The sequence below is a fragment of the Paraburkholderia sp. J8-2 genome (assembly GCF_905220195.1).
Taxonomy (GTDB): Bacteria; Pseudomonadota; Gammaproteobacteria; order Burkholderiales; family Burkholderiaceae; genus Paraburkholderia.
This window is the reverse complement of the sequence record NZ_CAJMZA010000034.1, coordinates 62,580-77,255: the sequence shown is the minus strand read 5'-3', so window position 1 is coordinate 77,255 and position 14,676 is coordinate 62,580. Positions and strand designations below refer to the sequence as shown.

Here is a 14,676-nt window from a genome sequence, read left to right as displayed (position 1 = left end):
AGCCAGGAAGCAAAAAAGCCGTCCATTGGACGGCTTTTTTGCATTGGCGCGCGACTCACTGCTGAGCCAAAAACTTCGTCGCCAGGTGCACCCAAAACGACGATCCCACCGGCAGCAACTGATCGTTAAAGTCATAGCTCGCGTTGTGCAGCATGCAAGGGCCTGCACCATGGCCCGCATCCCGGTGACCACCTTCGCCGTTACCGAGAAACGCATAGCACCCGGGCTTCTCAAGCAGCATGAACGAGAAGTCCTCGGCGCCCATGGTTGGTTCGACGTTCGCGTCAACGTGGTCCGCGCCGACCACCTCCCGCATCACCTCCGCGGCAAACTGCGCCTCCGCGCTGCTGTTCACCGTCGGCGGATAATTGCGATGAAAAGCGATGTCGACCGAGCAGTCATACGCCTCAGCCGTGCTCTCGGCGATCTTGCGCAGCCGCGACTCGATCAGATCGAGCGTTTCCGTCGTGAAGGTACGCACCGTTCCCGCGATCCATGCCGTGTTCGGCACCACGTTGACCGCATCGCCGGCATGAATCTGCGTGATCGAGAGCACGGCCGTATCGAGCGGCTTCTTGTTGCGCGTGATGATGCTCTGCAACCCGTTCGCGATCTGCACCGCGGTGAAAACCGGATCCCGACCATTGTGCGGCAACGCGGCGTGCGAGCCTACGCCATTGATTTCAATGCGAAATTCGTTGCTAGAAGCCATAATCGGCCCTTCGGTCACACCGAAGTAGCCAGCCGGCATGCCGGGCCAGTTGTGAATACCGAAAACGGCGTCCACGGGAAATTGCTCGAAGAGGCCATCGTCGATCATGGCTTTCGCGCCAGCACCGCCTTCTTCAGCGGGCTGGAAAATGAAGACGATCGTGCCGTCGAACTGTCCGTGCCGCGCGAGATGTTGTGCTGCGCCAAGCAGCATCGCCGTGTGGCCGTCGTGGCCGCACGCGTGCATCTTGCCTTCGTTGCGCGAGCGATGATCGAACGTGTTGAGTTCCTGGATCGGCAAGGCGTCCATATCGGCGCGCAAACCGACCATGCGCTTGCCAGTGCCGCGCTTGAGCACACCGACAACGCCGGTCTTGCCCATGCCACGATGCACTTCAATGCCCCATTCTGTGAGTTTTGCCGCGACGAGGTCGGAGGTTTGAGTTTCTTCGTAGCGCAGTTCGGGGTGCGCGTGGATCGTTCGTCGGAGGCCCTGGATTTCGCCTTGGGCGGCCTGGATTTCCGGAATCAGTTTCATGGCGGACGGTGCTCGAAAAGTGGGCGCCCGGCCTTTGTCTCCAAATCAGGCCGGGTCTAGACAAACCATTCTACGCCGAACCTTTTTTTTCGCGCCAACCCCCTGGGTGCGGACAGGGTGCGCGCCCTGGACATAATAAAATTGCACCTACGACAGAACGCCTCACCCACGGATTTCCGATGAACGCCCCAGCCGAATTTGCCCGCGAATTTGCCCGTGCAGTTTGCCCGCACGATTGTCCCGATACCTGCGCAATGCGCGTGACCGTTGAAAATGGCCGGGCAATCAAAGTGAGCGGCGACCCGGATCATCCGCCCACCCAGGGCGTGCTGTGCACGAAAGTGACCCGCTATGCCGAGCGAGTCCATCACCCGAAGCGTTTGACTCAGCCGATGAAGCGGGTTGGACGCAAGGGGGAAGGGCGTTTCGAACCAATCAGCTGGGACGAGGCCACACGGATTGCCGCTGAACGCCTGGGCGAACTCGCGCAGCGCGCACCCGAAGCCATCCTGCCGTACAGCTATGCCGGTACGATGGGGCTCGTTCAGGGCGATAGCATCGCACAGCGCTTCTTTCACAAGCTTGGCGCGTCGCGTCTCGATCGCGCGATCTGCGCGGCGGCGGGCGCCGCCGGCCTGCGTTATACGTTTGGCTCGAGCCTCGGCATGCTCACGGAGTATTTCGCAGAAAGCGAGGTGATCCTGATCTGGGGCGCTAACCCGATCGCATCGAACCTGCACTTCTGGACTCGCGCGCAAGAAGCGAAACGCAACGGCGCGAAGCTGATCGCGATCGACCCGTATCGCTCGCTGACGGCCGAGAAATGCCACCAGCACATTGCGCTCAAGCCCGGTACAGACGGCGCGCTCGCGCTCGGCATGATGCACGTGCTGATCACCGAGGACCGGCTCGACCACGATTACATTGCGGCCCATACCCACGGCTTCGACGCGTTGAAGGCGCGTGCGCTCACCTACACGCCGGCGCGCGTCGCCGGGATCTGCGGCATCGAGGAGCAGGTCGTCGTCGATCTTGCGCGCCTCTATGCGTCGACGCGCAAGGCGGCAATCCGCATGAACTACGGCCTGCAACGCGTGCGCGGCGGTGGTAACGCCGTGCGTGCCATCGCCTGTCTGCCCGCGCTGACCGGCGCGTGGCGCGAGCGCGCGGGCGGCGTGCTGCTTTCGTCGTCGGGCTGGGCCCCCGTCGATACGAACGCCCTCCAGCGTCCCGATCTGATTCCGGGCTGGCCGCAGCATCAGCCGCGTATCATCAACATGAACCAGATCGGCGACGCGCTCACGCACGCAGGCGACGCCGCATTCGGGCCGAAGGTCGAAGCGATCGTCGTCTACAACTCGAATCCGGTTGCGGTTGCGCCCGAGTCGGCGAAGGTCGCCGCCGGCTTTGCGCGCGAGGACCTCTTTACCATCGTGCTCGAGCAGTTCCAGACCGACACCGCCGATTACGCCGACCTGCTGCTGCCTGCCACGACCCAGCTTGAACATCTCGACGTTCACAAGTCCTACGGCCACACACACATCATGGCGAACCTGCCTGCCATCGCGCCCGTTGGCGAGGCGCGGCCGAATACCGAGATTTTCCGTTCCATCGCGCGCACGATGGGCCTGACCGAGCCGGCGCTGTTCGAAAGCGACGAAGACGTGGCGACCCGCGCGTTCGACTGGAGCGATCCCGCGCTAGGCGGAGCCGACTGGGCCGCGCTCAAGCGCGAAGGCTGGCTCGAGCTGAATATTCCTGAAGCGCCGTTTGCGAACGGCGGTTTTCGCACGCCCACGGGCAAATGCGAGTTCCATAGCGAGGCGCTTGCGAAGGCCGGGCTCGATCCGCTGCCCGACTACCTGCCGCCGCACGAGTCGGAAGACGGCGCGCCCGAGCTTGCCGCACGCTATCCGCTCGCGATGATCTCGCCGCCCGCGCGCAACTTTCTGAACAGCACCTTCGTGAATGTGGAGAGCCTGCGCGCGACCGAGGGCGAACCGCACGTGGACCTTCATCCGGCCGATGCCGCCCGCCGCGAGATTGCCGACGGCGACGAGGTTCGCGTATTCAACGACCGCGGCTCGATGCGCGCGCGGGCGCGCGTGACCGACCGGGCGCGCAGCGGCCTCGTGGTGGGCCTGTCGATCTGGTGGAAGAAGCTGGCGCCGGACGGCCGCAACGCCAACGAAGTGACGAGCCAGGCGCTCACCGACCTTGGCGGCTCGGCGACTTTCTACGATTGCCTCGTCGAGGTCGAGCGCATCTGAAAGCGCCTCATGGCATAGCTAACGGCCCCACAATGCCCGTTCGAGGGGCCTTTCTAACTCGCTGATTTGCTGACATAAAAGCTGGGTCGCCATGCTACGATCCAATTTTTTAGCACGACCATTCGAAAAATCAAGGAGGAGACGCTGCATGGAAAAAGTCTGGCTGAAATCGTACCCGCCCGGCGTTCCCGCTGAAATCGACGCGAGCCGTTACGCGTCCATCACGGCGCTGCTCGAAGAGAGCTTCAGCGAATTCCGTGCAAAGCCCGCCTTCGCATGCATGGGCAAGACGATCACCTACGGTGAGCTGGACCAACTCTCCCAGCGTCTGGCCGCATGGTTTCAGTCGCGCGGTATTGCACGTGGCGCGCGCATCGCGCTCATGATGCCCAACGTGCTGCAGTATCCGGTCGCGCTGGCTGCGGTACTACGCGCGGGCTATGTCGTCGTCAACGTGAACCCGCTCTACACGCCGCGCGAGCTCGAACACCAGTTGAAGGACAGCGGCGCAGAAGCGATCGTCGTCCTCGAGAACTTCGCCGGCACCGTGAGCGCGGTCATCGCCAATACGCGCGTGAAGCACGTACTGGTCGCGGCGATGGGCGATCTGCTTGGCGCGAAGGGCTTTGTCGTCAACTTCGTCGTGCGGCGCGTGAAGAAGATGGTGCCCGCCTGGAGTCTGCCCGGCCACGTGCGCTTTAACGACGCGCTCGCCGAAGGTGCACGCAAAGGCTTCAAGCGCGTCGAGCAGACGCCCGAGGACGTCGCCTTCCTTCAGTACACGGGCGGCACGACCGGTGTGGCCAAGGGCGCGACGCTGCTGCATAGCAACCTGATTGCCAACGTGCTGCAGTCGGCGGCATGGACCGAGCCCGCGCTTGCGAAACTGCCATCCGGTACGCAGCCGGTGACGGTCGCGGCGCTGCCGCTTTATCACGTGTTCGCGCTGACCGTTTGCGGGCTGCTGACGCTGCGCACCGGCGGTCTCGCGATCCTGATTCCGAATCCGCGTGACATTGGCGGCATGATCAAGGAACTGCACGGCTACTCGATCACGTGTTTTCCTGCGGTCAACACGCTCTACAACGCGATGCTCAACCATCCGGATTTCGCCAATCTGGACTTCACGCACCTGCTCGTTGCAAACGGTGGCGGCATGGCCGTGCAGGAAGCCGTGGCCAAGCGCTGGTACGAGCGCACGCATACGCCGATCGTCGAAGGCTATGGGCTCTCGGAAACCTCGCCCAGCGTGACCTGCAATCCGGTCACGGCAACGGAATACACCGGCACGATCGGCTTGCCTTTGCCTTCCACTGAAATCTCGATTCGTGACGACGCCGGCAATGAACTGCCGATTGGCGAAGCCGGTGAGATCTGCATCCGCGGGCCGCAGGTGATGGCGGGCTACTGGCAGCGCCCGGAAGAAACGGCGAAAGTCATGACGCCCGACGGCTACTTCAAGTCGGGCGACGTCGGCCTCATTAACGCGCGGGGCTACATCAAGCTCGTCGACCGCAAGAAGGACATGATTCTGGTCTCGGGCTTCAATGTCTACCCGAACGAAGTCGAGGATGTCGTGGCGAAGCTGCCGGGCGTGTTCGAAGTGGCGGCGGTGGGTGTACCCGACCAGAACTCGGGCGAAGCGGTGAAGCTCTATATCGTCAAGAAGGACCCCGCACTCACCGACAAGGACGTGTTCGACTACTGCAAGACTCAGCTCACCGGCTACAAGCGGCCGAAGATCATCGAGTTCCGCAACGATCTGCCCAAGAGCAACGTCGGCAAGATCCTGCGCCGCGAGTTGCGCGACGGTCGCGCCTGAACGCGAAAGAACGAAGCGAAAGGCTAGCGAGCTACAAGCGAAACCGGCCTGCCCATCGAGGGCAGGCCGGTTTTTTTTGCCCTGCGCACCGTCGCGAAGCAAGGCGTGCGCAAAAGAAAAAAGGCGCCCGGAGGCGCCTTCGAGACTACAACGAATGTTCTTATTAGAACTTGTGACGGATACCGACGCGAGCCGTGAACACGTTGTTCGTGCTCGACGGCGTCAGACCGTTGATCGAGGCAACAGCCGAGTTGCCCGTCGAGTCGGTGCCCGTAGCATGCTGGTACACGCCGATCAGGTAGACGTCCGTACGCTTCGACAGGAAGTAGTCCGTACCCAGTGCGTACTGGAAGTACTTCGCACCGCCGTCGCTCGAGCCGTTCGCACGCGTGACGCTGCTGCCGTCCGTGTAGTCGAACGCGAAGCCTGCCAGCAGGGCCGGCGTGAACTGGTACTTGATGTTCGCTTCGACGTTGTTGAAGTTGGCATTCGTGCCGCGCTCGAAGAGCGACGTGGACGTCGCGCCGAGGTTGCGGAAGCTGACGTTCGAGTACGTCACGCCGAACGTCGCTGCGCCGAACGTGTAAGCACCGCCTGCACCGATAACCTGGTACGTGTTGGCCGAAGCGAAGCCGCCGTAGACCGGGTTGCCCGTCGCCGTCAGAGCTGCCGAAGCGCCAGCCGAGCCGCCGTTGTTGAACAGGCCGCCCGTCGCGTTCGGCGTGCGTGCGTTCAGGTAACCAACGCCGAGGACGAGGGGACCGTTGTTATAGCCAGCGCCCAACGACCAGATCTGGTTCGCCGTGAAGTTGCCTGCCTGGCCACCGAAGCTGTACGTGCCGCCGAACGTCAGGCCAGCGTAGTTCACGCTCGTGAACTTGACCGTGTTGTTCGTACGGTAAGCGTTGTTGAAGTTGTCCAGATCCTGCGGGTGAGCAGCGATGTAGCCGCCCCACTGGTCGCCGGCTTCGAGCGGACCGACGTAGTCGACGACGGAGTCGTACTGGCGACCCAGCGTGACCGTGCCGAACTGCGAGCTCGACAGGCCGACATACGCTTGACGACCGAACATCAGGCCGCCCTGACCGAGCTTGCCGGTGTTCACGTCGAAACCGTTTTCGAGCACGAAGACTGCCTTCAGGCCGCCGCCGAGGTCTTCAGCGCCGCGCAGGCCGAAACGGCTGCCTTGCATCACGCCGCTCGACAGGTTGTACAGGTGCTTGCCACCCGAGTTCGTGTTGATGTTGAAACCTTCGTCGATGATACCGTACAGCGTGACGCTGCTCTGAGCGTGAGCAACGCCCGCGAACGCGCCCAGCGCAGCCAGCGCGAGAAGCGACTTCTTCATTGAATGATCTCCAGTGTTTGCGAATCTTTTGCGTCTTGTAACGGAACCGGTTTTTTATCGTGCGTGGGTCCCGTCCTTCTAACTTCGCGAGAAGTTGCCACGTAATGTAACAAAAGGGTTAATAGTCACAAAGGAAAAGCCAGGCCACCGCTAAGTACCTGTTTCGTTTACACAACATGGTCTAGAATACGCGGCTATCTATCGGCGCTGCCCCGGATTGACGGATCTCCGTGAGTTTGTGTAGTGGTGGGAGGGCAGTCCGGGCGCGCGGGAAATTCCGGCTCGCCGAAGAAACAAATGGGAGGCTGGATGCTGCTAGACGACTTGATTACCGAATTCGACCGGGGCCTGCGCTCCCTCACCGGCGTGTCGCGCATGACGCGTCCGATGCCGCAGCCTTCCCCCGTTACCATCGAAGTGACGCCCGAGGGCGAAGCCGCGCCGGCCGGCAGCGAACTCACGGCCGCCGAGCGCACGCATGCCGCCGGCCTCATGCGCGTGAATCACGTGGGTGAAGTGTGTGCCCAGGCGCTGTATCAGGCGCAAAAAATCTCGGCGCGCTCGCCCTCGCTCAAGGCTGCCTTCGAGCAGGCCGCGCGCGAAGAAGAGGATCATCTTGCGTGGACCTCTCGCCGTCTGCAGGCGCTCGACTCGCGTCCGAGCCTGCTCAATCCGCTTTGGTACGCTGGCGCGCTCGCGATCGGCTTTGCCGCCGGCCGCCTCGGCGACAAGGTGAGCCTCGGCTTCATGGCCGAAACCGAGCGCCAGGTCGAGCATCATCTCGACAGCCATCTCGACAGCCTCCCGCCGGCCGATCTCGAGTCGCGTGCGGTCGTCGAGCAGATGCGTGCCGACGAAATCGCGCACGCGAAATCGGCCGCCGATCTGGGCGGAGTCGAATTGCCGTTGCCAGTGCGTTCGCTCATGCGTGTAGCATCGAAAGTCATGACGCGCACGGCCTATTACATCTGATTAGACGACTTGGGCCGGCAATCGCTGTCGGCCCAAACCCGTATTAATCTTTCAGAGCTTTCAGCCCCCCGGTTTTAATCCCCGCAAGCCCCCGCTCGATCCCGCCATAGGCCGTTTATCGCCGCGCTTTTCACGTATCACCTTCAGAACCTGCGTTAGCTCATTCATTCATAACGGTTTTTGGCTTTTGTCGCGACTTCAACAAGTGCCGCTAAGTCCTTGTTCTAGCGGATAAATTTCGTCAAAAAACGTCCGGTCTCCCTTGACCCTCGTTGGGTGTTCCTCTAAAGTGGGAGACAGTGTGAGAAAGTGTATTTTTGTGTGATTTCAGGCGCGTATTCAGGTAGATTTTCCGAGATTTAGGCGGGCGGCGAAAAGCGCCGCATTAGGGGGAGCAAATTGTTCCAGGGGGCGTCGGCGCTGACACTCGATGCGAAAGGACGGATGTCTATTCCGTCCCGCTATCGGGAAGCGCTGCAACAACAGGCAGAAGGACGGGTGACGATCACCAAGCACCCGGACGGCTGCCTGTTGCTATTTCCGCGCCCCGAATGGGAAGTGTTTCGCTCGAAAGTCGCCGCCTTGCCGATGGACGCGCACTGGTGGCGCCGCATTTTTCTCGGCAATGCGTCCGACGTCGATGTCGACAGTGCGGGCCGCGTACTCGTCTCACCTGAATTGCGTCTGGCGGCAGGAATGGAAAAGGAAGTCATGCTGCTCGGCATGGGTAGTCATTTTGAGTTGTGGGATGCGCAGACCTACGCCGCCAAGGAACAGGCGGCGATGGCTCAGGGCATGCCCGACGCCCTGAAAAATTTCACGTTCTGATCGCGGTTAAAAAGCTATGGCATCTGCGATGGGACAGGGACTGCAGCATCGCACGGTGCTGCTAGACGAAGCGGTCAACGCGCTGATCACGCGCGCGGACGGCGTTTATGTGGACGGCACATTCGGCCGCGGCGGGCACAGTCGCGCGATCCTCGCTCGCCTCGGAGAGGCGGGACGGTTGATCGCGTTCGACAAGGACCCGCTGGCAATTGCCACGGCGCAAACCGTTGGCGACGCGCGGTTTTCGATCGTGCATGAGAGTTTTGCTTCGCTGCGCGACGAGCTCGCGTCGCGCGGGGTAGGGCGTGTGTCGGGAGTGTTGCTGGACCTTGGCGTGTCGTCGCCGCAGTTCGACGATCCGCAGCGCGGTTTCAGTTTCCGCGCAGATGGCCCGCTCGACATGCGGATGGACCCGACGCGCGGCGAGTCCGCCGCTGACTGGCTCGCTCGGGCCACGGTGCAGGAACTGACGGAGGTAATTCGGGATTATGGGGAAGAACGGTTTGCTTTTCAGATTGCAAAGGCGCTTGTTGCTCGCCGGGCAGAGTCCGACCGTCTCGGGCCTCTCGACAGCACGGGCGAGCTTGCCCAAATCGTGGCTAACGTCGTCAAAACCCGTGAGAAGGGTAAGGACCCGGCAACCCGCACCTTTCAAGCTATACGGATTCACGTCAATCAAGAGCTTGCGGAGCTGCAGGTCGTTCTAGAAGCAGCACTGTCGTTGCTGGAACAGGGGGGGCGGCTGGTGGTCATCAGCTTTCATTCGCTCGAAGACCGGATCGTCAAGCGGTTCATGCAGGCGCATTCGACTGCGCCGGCGGTGGACCGCCGCTTGCCGATCCGCGCCGTCGACCTGCCGAGCCCGCCGCTCAAGCTGCTCGGCCGCGTGTTCGCGAGCGACGAGGAAGTCGCCGCGAACCCGCGCGCCCGCTCGGCCGTGATGCGCACCGCGGAGCGCGTCACGCCATGAATCGTCTGAACATCTTCCTGCTGATCGTCGTCATGGGGTGCGCGCTTTCCGTCGTGAACGCCACCAATCAGCAGCGCCAGATCTTCATCCAGTTGCAACGCGCGCAGTCGCAGGAGCATCAGCTTCAGCAGGACTACGCACAGCTTCAATATCAGCAAAGCGCGCTGTCGAGAACGTCGCGCATCGAACAGATCGCCACTGACTCGCTCAAGATGCAGCCTGTCACGACCGGACGCACGCAATATCTGACGCTCGCGCCCGGCAGCGCCAGTGCCGTCGACGCGCCCGTGCCGACCTCGGCGCCCGCGCAGGGCGCCGCGCCCACGCCTGCCCGCCGCGGAGGCACGCGATGAAAAAGGATAATCGCCGCAAGAGCGTCGCCTTCAGCGCCAACCCCATTCTCTCCGTGCGCCTGCCGATGTGGCGCTCGAAGCTCGTCGTGTTCCTGCTGTTCATGGCGTTCGTCGCGCTTGCCGCGCGCGCGTTCTGGATTCAGGGTCCGGGCAACGCGTTTTATCAGAAGCAGGGCGAAAGCCGCTACCAGCGCACGATCGAGCTGCCGGCCACGCGCGGCAAGATTCTCGACCGCAACGGGCTCGTGCTCGCTACGAGCCTGCCCGTGCGCGCAATCTGGGCGATTCCCGAAGCCGTGCCCGACGATCTCGGTGCCGACAAGCTCAACCAGCTCGGCACGCTGCTCGGCATGAACACGAAAGAGCTGCGCGCGAAGCTCTCCGAAGACAAGACGTTCGTCTATGTAAAGCGCCAGGTGCCGCTCGATGTCGCGCAGCAAGTGACGGCGCTCGACATTCCCGGCGTGTATCAGCGCAACGAGTACAAGCGCTTCTATCCGGAAGGCGACGTCACCGCGCACTTGATCGGCTTCACCAACGTCGAGGACGAAGGCCAGGAAGGCGTCGAGCTGTCCGACCAGAAGGTGCTCGCGGGCGTGCCGGGCATTCGCCACGTCATTAAGGACCGCATGGGTCACATCATCGAGGACGTCGACGAAACGGTCGTGCCCCACGATGGCAAGGACGTCGAACTGTCGATCGACAGCAAGATCCAGTACATCGCCTATTCGAACCTGAAGGCCGCCGTCGAGAAGTTCAAGGCCAAGGCCGGCGCGGCGGTGGTGGTGGACGTGCGCACGGGCGAAGTGCTCGCGCTCGTGAATTATCCGACCTACAACCCGAACGACCGCTCGCACCTCACGGGCGAGCAGTTGCGCAACCGCATTCTCACCGACGTGTTCGAGCCGGGCTCGATCATGAAGCCGTTTACGGTGTCGCTCGCGCTCGATCTGCACCGCGTCTCGCCGAGTACACTGGTGGATACGGGACCGGGCCACTTCACGCTAGACGGCGCGACCATCACCGACGACGCGGCGTTCGGCGTCCTCACGGTCGGTGGCGTGATCCAGAAGTCGAGCAATATCGGCGCGACGAAGATCGCGATGACGCTCAAGCCCGAAGAAATGTGGGACATGTACACCAGCATCGGTCTCGGTCAGGCGCCGAAGGTCGGGTTCCCCGGCGCGGCGGCGGGCCGTCTGCGTCCGTGGAAAAGCTGGCGCCGCATCGAGCAGGCGACGATGTCCTACGGCTACGGCCTCTCCGTTTCGCTGTTCCAGCTCGCGCGCGCGTACACGGCGATCGCGCATGACGGCCAGATTCTGCCGGTCACGATCTTCCGCCACGCTGGCGACACGCAACCCGTGCAGGGCACCCAGGTCTTTGCGCCGACCACGGCGCGTGAAGTGCGCACGATGCTGGAGAGCGTGGTGTCGAAAGACGGCACCTCGCCCGACGCCGCCGTGCCCGGCTACCGCGTGGGCGGCAAGTCCGGTACGGCGTACAAGCATGGTCCGCACGGCTACGATCATTCGAAGTACCGCGCGTCGTTCGTCGGCATGGCGCCGATGCCGAATCCGCGCATCGTCGTGGCCGTCACAGTCGACGAACCGACTGCTGGCAGCCACTTCGGCGGCGCGGTGTCGGGCCCGGTGTTCTCGGGCATCGTCGGCGATACGCTGCGCTCGCTCAACGTGCCGCCGGATATGCCGGTGAAGCAGCTCGTCGTCGAAGACAATAGCGCCGCCGCTTCGGCCCCGGCCGTTGCGAACGCGCCGGCTGCGCCAGTGAAGCGCGTGGCGAACGCACCTGCAAACAAAAGCACCGCAGCTGCGCATCACATGACCGTCGCGGACAACGCGAAAAATCGACCCGGAGTCGTCCGATGAGCGCCACGCGCAACCAGCATCCCGCGCAACGGCAGATCGCGGACGCGCTCGCATGGCTGCGCGCGCACGTCGCGCCCGCGGCTGGCCTGCACGCCGACACGCGCTCGCTCAAACCGGGCGACGTGTTTCTCGCTTACGCCGTCGAGGGCGCGGACAATCGCCCGCACATCGCGGGCGCCATCGAGCGTGGCGCCTCAGCCGTGCTGTATCAGCCGGAAGGCTATACGGGCGACAAGCTCGACGCGTCGATCGCGCTCGCTGTGCCGCAACTCGACGCGCTCGCAGGGGAAATCGCCAGCGGCTGGTACGGCGACCCGAGCGATGCGATGGTCGTGGTCGGCGTGACGGGCACGAACGGCAAGACGTCGTGCAGCCAGTGGATCGCCTCGGCGTTCACGGCCATCGGCCAGAAGTGCGCGATCGTCGGCACGCTCGGCACGGGTTTTCCGGGCCAGCTCGTGCACACGGGCTTCACCACGCCCGATGCGCCGCAACTGCAGCGCAGTCTCGCGCAATTGCGTGGCGAAGGTGCACAGGTTATTGCGATGGAAGTATCCTCGCACGCGCTGCATCAGGGCCGCGTCAACGGCACCTCGTTCGACATCGCCGTTTTCACGAATCTCACGCAAGACCATCTCGATTATCACCACACGTTCGAGGCCTATGAAGCCGCGAAGGCACGCCTGTTCGCGTGGCCGGGCCTGCGTGCGGCGATCATCAACGCCGACGATGCAGCGGGCCGCCGCCTGATCGCCGCCACGCGCGGCAAGGCGCGCACGATCGCCTATGGCGTGGCGACGCCCGCCGCCGACGCACCCGTTGCCGATGCCTGGCTGCGCGCGAACGATGTGCGGGCGACCGCTACGGGCACGGCGTTCCACCTGGAAACGTCGGACTGGGGTGAGGCGCAAGTCGAGGTGCATGTTCTCGGCCTCTTCAACGTGAGCAATCTGCTCGGCGTGCTCGGGGCGCTGCTTGCGGCGAATGTGCCGCTCGTCGCGGCGCTCAACGAGATCGCGAAGCTGCAACCGGTGAACGGCCGCATGGAGCGCCTTGGCGGCCGCGCCGATCACGACGAGCCGCTCGTCGTGATCGACTACGCGCATACGCCGGACGCGCTCGAAAAAACGCTCGAAGCGCTGCGCCCGATGGCTGCCGCTCGCGGCGGGCAACTCATCTGCATGTTCGGCTGCGGCGGCGATCGCGACGCGACCAAGCGCCCGCTCATGGGCGCGATTGCGGAGCGCCTCGGCGATCAGGTCGTCGTGACGAGCGATAACCCGCGCAGCGAATCGCCCGCCGCGATCATCGACCAGATCGCGCAAGGCATGCGCGAGAGCGCGAAGGCGCGCCGCATCGAGGACCGCGCCAGCGCGATCCTGCAAGCGGTGCGTGGCGCGGCACGAGAAGACGTCGTCTTGCTGGCCGGCAAGGGCCACGAGGCGACCCAGGAAATCATGGGCAAGAAGCGCGCGTTCTCCGATCAGGACCACGCGCGGCTTGCACTCGCCGCCCGTGCCACGCACGGGCGCGGAGGTGGTGAATGACGATGCTTTCCCTGCGCGAAGCCGCGGCGTTGATTCCGGGCGCGAGCGTGCTCGGCGACGAGAACGCGACGTTCGAGCGCATTTCGACCGACAGCCGCACCACGGGTCCCGGCGATCTCTTCGTCGCGCTCAAGGGCGACCGCTTCGACGCGCACGACTTTCTCGGCGAAGTGGCGAACCGTCACGTGAGCGCTGCGCTCGTTTCGCGCAGCCCAGGCGACTGGCGTATTCCCGCGCTGCGCGTGGACGACACGCGCAAGGCGCTCGGCGCGCTCGCGCTAGGCTGGCGCCGCCGCTTCTCGATGCCGCTCGTCGCCGTGACGGGCAGCAACGGCAAGACGACGGTCAAGGAAATGATCGCGTCGATCTTCGCGGCGGCGGTTGGTGAAAATTTGCGTCTTGCGACTACCGGAAACCTCAATAACGACATCGGCGTGCCGTTAACGTTGCTGCGTTTGAGCGGCGCTCATCGGCTGGCCGTCGTCGAACTCGGCATGAATCACCCGGGCGAGACCGAGTTGCTCGCGAAATTCGCCGAGCCGACGGTCGCGGTGGTGAACAACGCGCAGCGCGAGCATCAGGAATTCATGGCAACGGTGGAAGCCGTCGCACTCGAGCATGCGAGCGTGATCCATGCGCTCAAGCCCACGGGCGTCGCGGTGTTTCCCGCTGACGATGCTTACGCGAGCATCTGGCGCGTGGCGGCAACGGGGTCGCGCATTCTCGACTTCGCGCTGCATACGGGCACGAGCGCGGTCGAAGCGGCCGTCACCGGCAAGCTGGGTGGCAACCGTCTTGCGATCTCGACGCCGGAAGGTCATCTCGAAGTGGAGTTGAAGGTGCTGGGCGCGCACAACGCGCACAACGCGCTCGCGGCCACGGCGGCGGCGATTGCGTCGGGCGTATCGCTCGAAGCGATTGGCCGCGGGCTGGAAGCGTTCGAGCCGGTGAAGGGCCGCCTGCAGGTGAAGCGTGCGGCGCTCGGCGAGTTGGCAGGTGCGACGGTGATCGACGACACCTACAACGCGAATCCCGATTCGGTGCGTGCGGCGATCGACGTGCTGGCTTCGAGCGTGTCGCCGCGCGTGCTCGTGCTGGGCGACATGGGCGAAGTCGGCGACGACGGTCCCGCGTTTCACCGCGAGGTGGGCGCTTACGCGAAAGAGCGCGGCATCGACGCGCTCTACACGCTCGGCGACGCAGCGCGTGACAGCGCTGCGGCGTTCGGCGCGCAGGCGCTGCATTCGGCGGACGTGGGCGAACTCGTGCGCTCGCTGGCTGGCGGTGGTTACGGCGCTGGCGCAACGATTCTCGTGAAAGGCTCGCGCTTCATGCAGATGGAGCGCGTGGTGGCGGCTTTGACGAATCCGCAAAACCCTGCGCCGGACGCCAAGTCCGGTGCGCACTGAAATACTAAGGAATACAAGG

General features: G+C 63.7%; 11 protein-coding genes. 9 read left to right on the top strand and 2 right to left on the bottom strand.

From position 1 onward, the window contains the following. Positions 1–55 precede the first annotated feature (55 nt). The gene (locus tag U5A52_RS37135) at positions 56–1,249 is read right to left on the bottom strand and encodes a M20 aminoacylase family protein (protein WP_321916801.1); all 1,194 of its coding nucleotides are present in this window, start codon (positions 1,247–1,249) and stop codon (positions 56–58) included. Positions 1,250–1,428: 179 nt separating this feature from the next. Between U5A52_RS37135 and U5A52_RS37130 the strand changes: the two genes are divergently transcribed. Then, positions 1,429–3,519, top strand: coding sequence for a molybdopterin oxidoreductase family protein (locus tag U5A52_RS37130; protein ID WP_321939029.1), 2,091 nt, complete (start codon positions 1,429–1,431; stop codon positions 3,517–3,519). 148 nt (positions 3,520–3,667) lie between these two features. Further along, positions 3,668–5,341: a long-chain fatty acid--CoA ligase gene (locus tag U5A52_RS37125; RefSeq protein ID WP_321939027.1), complete on the top strand. Its 1,674-nt coding sequence runs from the start codon at positions 3,668–3,670 to the stop codon at positions 5,339–5,341. Between the two features lie 163 nt (positions 5,342–5,504). Here the strand turns inward: U5A52_RS37125 and U5A52_RS37120 are convergent, their stop codons facing one another. After that, complete coding sequence (locus U5A52_RS37120; RefSeq protein WP_321916797.1) at positions 5,505–6,689, bottom strand: porin; 1,185 nt, start codon at positions 6,687–6,689, stop codon at positions 5,505–5,507. Positions 6,690–6,998: 309 nt separating this feature from the next. On the opposite strand from U5A52_RS37120, the gene coq7 reads away from it, so the two are divergent. The 7 genes from coq7 to U5A52_RS37085 all read left to right on the top strand — a co-directional run bounded on the left by coq7 (position 6,999) and on the right by U5A52_RS37085 (position 14,657). Beyond that, on the top strand, positions 6,999–7,661 hold the full coding sequence (gene coq7 / locus U5A52_RS37115) for a 2-polyprenyl-3-methyl-6-methoxy-1,4-benzoquinone monooxygenase (protein ID WP_321916796.1): 663 nt from the start codon (positions 6,999–7,001) through the stop codon (positions 7,659–7,661). Positions 7,662–8,060: 399 nt separating this feature from the next. Continuing rightward, on the top strand, positions 8,061–8,489 hold the full coding sequence (gene mraZ / locus U5A52_RS37110; protein WP_028207782.1) for a division/cell wall cluster transcriptional repressor MraZ: 429 nt from the start codon (positions 8,061–8,063) through the stop codon (positions 8,487–8,489). A gap of 16 nt (positions 8,490–8,505) precedes the next feature. Further along, entirely contained in the window at positions 8,506–9,459 is a 954-nt protein-coding gene (rsmH, locus tag U5A52_RS37105; protein WP_321916795.1) for a 16S rRNA (cytosine(1402)-N(4))-methyltransferase RsmH, read from the top strand. After that, positions 9,456–9,812, top strand: coding sequence for a cell division protein FtsL (gene ftsL / locus U5A52_RS37100; protein ID WP_158758689.1), 357 nt, complete (start codon positions 9,456–9,458; stop codon positions 9,810–9,812). The genes rsmH and ftsL overlap by 4 nt, the downstream gene beginning before the upstream one ends. Then, positions 9,809–11,701 (top strand): penicillin-binding protein 2, encoded by a 1,893-nt coding sequence (locus tag U5A52_RS37095; protein ID WP_321916792.1) that lies wholly within the window; start codon positions 9,809–9,811, stop codon positions 11,699–11,701. The genes ftsL and U5A52_RS37095 overlap by 4 nt, the downstream gene beginning before the upstream one ends. Further along, positions 11,698–13,248 (top strand): UDP-N-acetylmuramoyl-L-alanyl-D-glutamate--2,6-diaminopimelate ligase, encoded by a 1,551-nt coding sequence (locus tag U5A52_RS37090; RefSeq protein WP_321939025.1) that lies wholly within the window; start codon positions 11,698–11,700, stop codon positions 13,246–13,248. Before U5A52_RS37095 ends, U5A52_RS37090 begins: the two co-directional genes overlap by 4 nt. Further along, a complete protein-coding gene (locus U5A52_RS37085; RefSeq protein ID WP_321939023.1) occupies positions 13,245–14,657 on the top strand; it encodes a UDP-N-acetylmuramoyl-tripeptide--D-alanyl-D-alanine ligase in 1,413 nt (470 codons plus the stop codon). Before U5A52_RS37090 ends, U5A52_RS37085 begins: the two co-directional genes overlap by 4 nt. Positions 14,658–14,676: the final 19 nt, after the last annotated feature.

Coding starts and splice junctions, on each gene's coding strand:
- U5A52_RS37135 (WP_321916801.1), bottom strand. CDS start 1,249: ATGAAACTGATTCCGGAAATCCAGGCCGCCCAAGGCGAAATCCAGGGC.
- U5A52_RS37130 (WP_321939029.1), top strand. CDS start 1,429: ATGAACGCCCCAGCCGAATTTGCCCGCGAATTTGCCCGTGCAGTTTGC.
- U5A52_RS37125 (WP_321939027.1), top strand. CDS start 3,668: ATGGAAAAAGTCTGGCTGAAATCGTACCCGCCCGGCGTTCCCGCTGAA.
- U5A52_RS37120 (WP_321916797.1), bottom strand. CDS start 6,689: ATGAAGAAGTCGCTTCTCGCGCTGGCTGCGCTGGGCGCGTTCGCGGGC.
- coq7 (WP_321916796.1), top strand. CDS start 6,999: ATGCTGCTAGACGACTTGATTACCGAATTCGACCGGGGCCTGCGCTCC.
- rsmH (WP_321916795.1), top strand. CDS start 8,506: ATGGCATCTGCGATGGGACAGGGACTGCAGCATCGCACGGTGCTGCTA.
- ftsL (WP_158758689.1), top strand. CDS start 9,456: ATGAATCGTCTGAACATCTTCCTGCTGATCGTCGTCATGGGGTGCGCG.
- U5A52_RS37095 (WP_321916792.1), top strand. CDS start 9,809: ATGAAAAAGGATAATCGCCGCAAGAGCGTCGCCTTCAGCGCCAACCCC.
- U5A52_RS37090 (WP_321939025.1), top strand. CDS start 11,698: ATGAGCGCCACGCGCAACCAGCATCCCGCGCAACGGCAGATCGCGGAC.
- U5A52_RS37085 (WP_321939023.1), top strand. CDS start 13,245: ATGACGATGCTTTCCCTGCGCGAAGCCGCGGCGTTGATTCCGGGCGCG.